The organism is Gammaproteobacteria bacterium (assembly GCA_016765075.1).
GTDB lineage: Bacteria > Pseudomonadota > Gammaproteobacteria.
Window position 1 is genome coordinate 1 of the sequence record JAESQP010000026.1, and the last position, 4,776, is coordinate 4,776.

Annotated in this window: 6 protein-coding genes; 1 reads left to right on the forward strand and 5 read right to left on the reverse strand. The window is 47.9% G+C overall.

What is annotated here, in order from left to right; translation table 11 throughout:
- The 5 genes from JKY90_01495 to gshA all read right to left on the reverse strand — a co-directional run.
- Positions 1-128 (reverse strand): heptaprenyl diphosphate synthase (locus tag JKY90_01495; GenBank protein MBL4850943.1); only part of this gene is annotated, 128 nt, incomplete at its 3' end.
- 30 nt (positions 129-158) lie between these two features.
- Positions 159-521 carry a NusG domain II-containing protein gene (locus tag JKY90_01500; GenBank protein MBL4850944.1) on the reverse strand — a complete coding sequence of 121 codons (363 nt, stop codon included), beginning with the start codon at positions 519-521 and terminating at the stop codon, positions 159-161.
- Positions 518-1,549 (reverse strand): FAD:protein FMN transferase, encoded by a 1,032-nt coding sequence (locus tag JKY90_01505; protein ID MBL4850945.1) that lies wholly within the window; start codon positions 1,547-1,549, stop codon positions 518-520. The genes JKY90_01500 and JKY90_01505 overlap by 4 nt, the downstream gene beginning before the upstream one ends.
- 109 nt (positions 1,550-1,658) lie before the next feature.
- Positions 1,659-2,606 (reverse strand): glutathione synthase, encoded by a 948-nt coding sequence (gene gshB, locus JKY90_01510; GenBank protein ID MBL4850946.1) that lies wholly within the window; start codon positions 2,604-2,606, stop codon positions 1,659-1,661.
- Positions 2,607-2,626: 20 nt separating this feature from the next.
- On the reverse strand, positions 2,627-3,913 hold the full coding sequence (gene gshA / locus JKY90_01515; GenBank protein ID MBL4850947.1) for a glutamate--cysteine ligase: 1,287 nt from the start codon (positions 3,911-3,913) through the stop codon (positions 2,627-2,629).
- 252 nt (positions 3,914-4,165) lie between these two features.
- On the opposite strand from gshA, the gene JKY90_01520 reads away from it, so the two are divergent.
- Entirely contained in the window at positions 4,166-4,564 is a 399-nt protein-coding gene (locus tag JKY90_01520; protein MBL4850948.1) for a response regulator, read from the forward strand.
- Positions 4,565-4,776: the final 212 nt, after the last annotated feature.

The window sequence follows — 4,776 nt, forward strand, 5'->3', positions numbered from 1 at the left end:
ACGCCCGGAATAGGGCTGGGTATTGCACTTTCTAACACGTGAATAGCGATGGCCAAAGCGGTAAACCAGGCAATGATGTGGTCTTGGCGCTCGCTGCCGATAGTTATTTTTACAGGGCTTGTGTTCACATCTGTTGGCAATGTAATGGTTGGTGGTCGCTAAAAATTAATACTGTCAAAGCGCGCAACACCCTCGCCGATAACGCTCAGAGTAATGCGGTTGGGCAGGCATGCTGTGGTATCGCCATTACGCTGTAGCCAGCCGCTGTGAATGCATTGTTTATTGGGGCACGGTGATTCGATAAAAGCGGTTTTACCATTCTTGATGCTAATAATGCTATCGCCAAGTTTGCCGTTGATGGTGAGTGTTTGATCACGCAGCAAGGAAAAGCGCCGTGGTGTTTGGTCGGCAACGAATATTTTGACTTCGGTGCCGCGATAATTCGCCCCCCATAATTGCCAATAGAGCAAGGGTAGCGCAGCCAGCGTGATAACTATAATAAGTAGATCAAGGCGAGTCACGGTAGTGTGTGAATTTCTACAGTGGGCGCGGGTGACACTTCATACTTCATGCGTTGCGCAAGTTCAGGTGTTATATAAACCTTGTTGTCTTGGTCGATGATCATGACATGTTTTATTCCCATCGATTTAGCAATGCGCGGCCAATGCTGTTTTCCGGCGATAAATAATGCAGTTGCGGCGGCATCGGCTGTGGCGCTATCATTGTGCACAACCGTGACTGAGGCGATCGACTCGGCAGGATAGCCAGTGCGCGGGTCAATGATGTGGTGATAACGTTTGTCCTTGTATTGAAAATAACGTTCATAGTCGCCCGAGGTAAACACCGACTCGTCTTGTCGAATAGTAATCGATGCAAAGACGCCTAGGTCACGCGGATGACGTATGCCGATACGCCAAGGACGTTCGCCAGCTGAGCCAATGGCGCGCAGGTCACCGCCAGCGTTGATAATGGCGTTATTGACACCGCGCTGACGCAGATATTCGATACTGCGATCAATAATGACGCCTTTGGCAAAACCACCCAGATCAAAGTGTATGGTTTGGCCACTGTTATTGCTGAGGATATTTTCATTGATATTAATCTGATTCAGTGCTGGCAATGTGTTGACAATATTGGCAACGATTTGATCGTTTGGTGGTGATTGCAGTAGCTCGTCGCTGTGAAAGCCCCATATGGATATCAAGTCACCTAATAGTGGGTGAAACAAGCCTTCACTCATTTTTGCCAGTGATAGGGATTGTGCGATGAGTTTTGCGTCATCTGGGGTGAGTTCGATACTTGCTCTTGGGCTGCCTTGCCCTGCTTGACTGAGTGCGTGATTGAGTTTGGTCAGCGGGCCATCTTGCCAGGCATGCCATTGCTGATGAAAATCCTCCATCATCAAGCGAATCTCGCTGCTGAGCTTTTCACCCTGTATTTCATCGGTATCAAATAAGGTGAGTTCGACTATCGTGCCAAAAGCGAGAATTTGATTGCGATAGATGGGTATATCATCTTTATTGCTACAGGCAGTTATTACAACTAACATAAGTGATATCAGCAATACACTGGTGCTGCGTGTTTTGTCTATTAACGCGAGGAAATACGGCAAAGCTCGGTTTTGTCTCCCCTTGAGGGGGAATACGTGGCGAAAACGTTTAGTTGAGTTTACGTTCAATGGCATCAAATAAGGTCGCGCTAATATTGAGATTGTAGCGCTTATCAAGCTGACGAATACAGGTTGGGCTAGTGACATTAATTTCAGTTAGGTAGTCGCCAATGACGTCTAGTCCAACAAAGACTAGGCCGCGTTGGCGTAATTCTGAGCCTACTTGTTGGCAGATCCAGCGATCACGTTCGCTGAGCTCAACGCCTTTGCCTATGCCGCCTGCCGCCAGGTTGCCACGGCTTTCACCTTTGGCTGGAATGCGTGCCAGCGCATAAGCAATGGGCTCGCCATCAATCATAAGAATACGTTTGTCACCGGCGCTGATTTCAGCAATAAAACGCTGCGCCATCACGCTGCGTGAGCCATTGTGGGTGATGGTGTCGATGATGACGGATTTATTAGGGTCATCAATCGCAGTGCGAAATACCGATTCTCCACCCATACCGTCTAATGGTTTGACGACAATATTTTTTTGCTCATCAATAAAATCGCGTAGCTGTTGGCGATTTCGGCAGATCAATGTGGGTGCGCAGCATTGTGGAAACCACGAAATGAAAAGCTTCTCGTTCACATCACGCAAGCTTTGCGGTTTGTTAATTATTAAGCAACCTTTTTGTTCGGCCAGATCCAGGGCATAAGTGGTATAGACATATTCCATATCAAAGGGTGGGTCTTTGCGCATGAGAATGACATCAAGCTTATGCAGAGCTTGCTTGTTTGTGTCGCCAAGTTGAAACCAGGATTGACCGTCGTCGGTGACAGCTAATGTTCGACTATTGCCATAGCTGATCCCGTCACGTATCGAGATGTCATTTTGTTCCATATAATGCAGCTCATAGCCACGCGCTTGCGCTTCAAGCAACATGGCCAGCGTACTGTCTTTGGCGGGGATGATTGAGTCAATGGGATCCATGATGACACCAAGGCGATAGCGCATTATTAGGGATTCCTTAGGGTTTAACTGCCATCACGTTTTAATTCATCAAGCTCACGTGCTGCAGCAAGCAAGGCGAGTCGAGCGATCACACCATAGGCGTAGAATCGATTAGGGCAAGCATCAGGAGACATTTTTGCGTTAGGAGAATTGCAGGGTTCGGCAAAAGCCAGCGGTTCAAAATGCATGCCTGGTGCATTAAGGTTTTCGGTGCGACCACGCTCCGTATGAACACGATAAAACCCCCCGACGACAAAATGATCGAGCATGTAAACTACCGGCTCAGCGACGGCTTGATCATCGCCCCAGCTTTCAAAGGTGTAGACGCCTTCCTGCAATATTACTTTTGAGACAGACTGCCCACCCTTGGTTTTTGACATTTTCGTGCGTTGCTTACGGTTGAGTTCGCGCGCTTGTTCGACCGAATGGATGGTCATAATACCCATGCCATAGGTACCGGCATCGGCCTTAACGATGATGAAGGGGGCTTCTTTGATGCCATATTCATCGTATTTGGCTTGAATAGCAGCAAGCAGACTGCCAACGTTATGGGCGATACAATCTTCGCCTTCGCGTTTCATAAAATTAATTTCGCCACAGGTGGTAAATAACGGATTGATCAACCAAGGGTCGATGTCGATTTGCTCGGCAAATTGCTCGGCGACTTGCTGATAATGGCCAAAATGACCCGATTTAAGCCGGTGGGCCCAACCTGAGCGCATAGGCGGAATAATGGTTTGCTCAATATTGTCGAGAATTTCTGGCGTGCCGTTAGAAAGATCGTTATTGAGCAACACGACACAGGGGTCGAAACCGCTAACACCAATGCTATTGCCGTTGCGGATCAGCGGATATAGTGTCAGTTGTTGGCCCGATGGTAATTGCTGCGTCTGCACAGATTTTATTTCTGGGTTCAGCGAGCCAATCTTGGTTAAATAGCCAGCTTTGGTTAGAATTTCTTGCAGCATGGACAAACTTTCAAAGTAGGTATTATTGCGCGTGTGACTCTCAGGGATGATTAACACCTGGTTGGCGTCAGGGCAGATGCCTTCAAGCGCTGATTGAGCAGCCTGGATACATAAGGGCATAAATGCTGGATTGAGGTTATTGAACCCTGCCGGAAACAAATTGGTGTCAACCGGGGCTAATTTAAAGCCTGCATTACGCAGATCGACCGAGGCATAAAAGGGCGCTGGTGTTTTACGCCATTGATTGCGAAACCAGGTCTCTATAGATGGCTGCTGGTCCAGCAAGTGTTGTTCGATCTTGTGTAGTGGGCCGGTCAGCGCTGTCGTTAAATGGGGGGTCAAATTGGGCACCGCATGCAGGTTTTTTATGCTCATTGTTCACGATCCAGTGATGATTGGCCGATAGTGTAGCTGATATGCCGTATTAGTACTCACTTGTCTGGAGCGTAAGACACAGGTGATTTGTACGTATCGCAATGGTCGTAACACTATGAAAAGCCTTGTAATTTACTGGAAATTTACTGTCTGGCATATGAAATGTGTTGTGACTAGTACCACGATAACGCTATAAAATAGCATTTAGGCGCAGTTTTGATGACCGATGAAATAAGGCCGTTCGACGGAGTTACCATAGTGATCGCCGATGATAGCCAAACTATTAGGCATGTTGTGGTGGCTTTGTTAGGTGCTGCTGGCTGTCGTGTGGTTACTGCTGAAGATGGTTTTGATGTTTTGGCGAAGATAGTTGATGAAAAACCTGATTTGGTCTTTCTCGATATTAATATGCCACGGCTTGATGGTTATCAGGCTTGCGTGTTGATCAAACAAAATGATGCTTATTGTGAGACCTCTGTAGTGTTATTGTCAGCGAAAAATAGTGTGTTTGACCGTGCGCGCAGCCGAGTTGTCAAAGCCGATGATTATTTAGTTAAACCATTTAGTCGTGACGAGTTACTTGATATCGTTCGACGTCATGTTAGTGCAGTGTCCTGAATAGTATGCCTATTAAGACGAGACGAAAGCGGTCAGATGGTAGGCGCGCCCTCGCAGGGGTAGCCATTCTACCTCAAGAGGGAGCAACACCCCAGATGGCCGCTTTCGTCTCGCCCGAAGGGAAGCCATTAAATACGCGATTACTGCGTTGCACCCCAAGAGCCTGCCCCCGCGAAGGCGTGGGGGCACTTCCTGCGGGGCGCAGTCCTTGC

What these genes read in the sequence shown, in the direction of transcription:
- JKY90_01505 (MBL4850945.1), bottom strand. Translation starts at nt 1,549, where the DNA reads ATGTTAGTTGTAATAACTGCCTGTAGCAATAAAGATGATATACCCATC.
- JKY90_01520 (MBL4850948.1), top strand. Translation starts at nt 4,166, where the DNA reads ATGACCGATGAAATAAGGCCGTTCGACGGAGTTACCATAGTGATCGCC.
- gshB (MBL4850946.1), bottom strand. Translation starts at nt 2,606, where the DNA reads ATGCGCTATCGCCTTGGTGTCATCATGGATCCCATTGACTCAATCATC.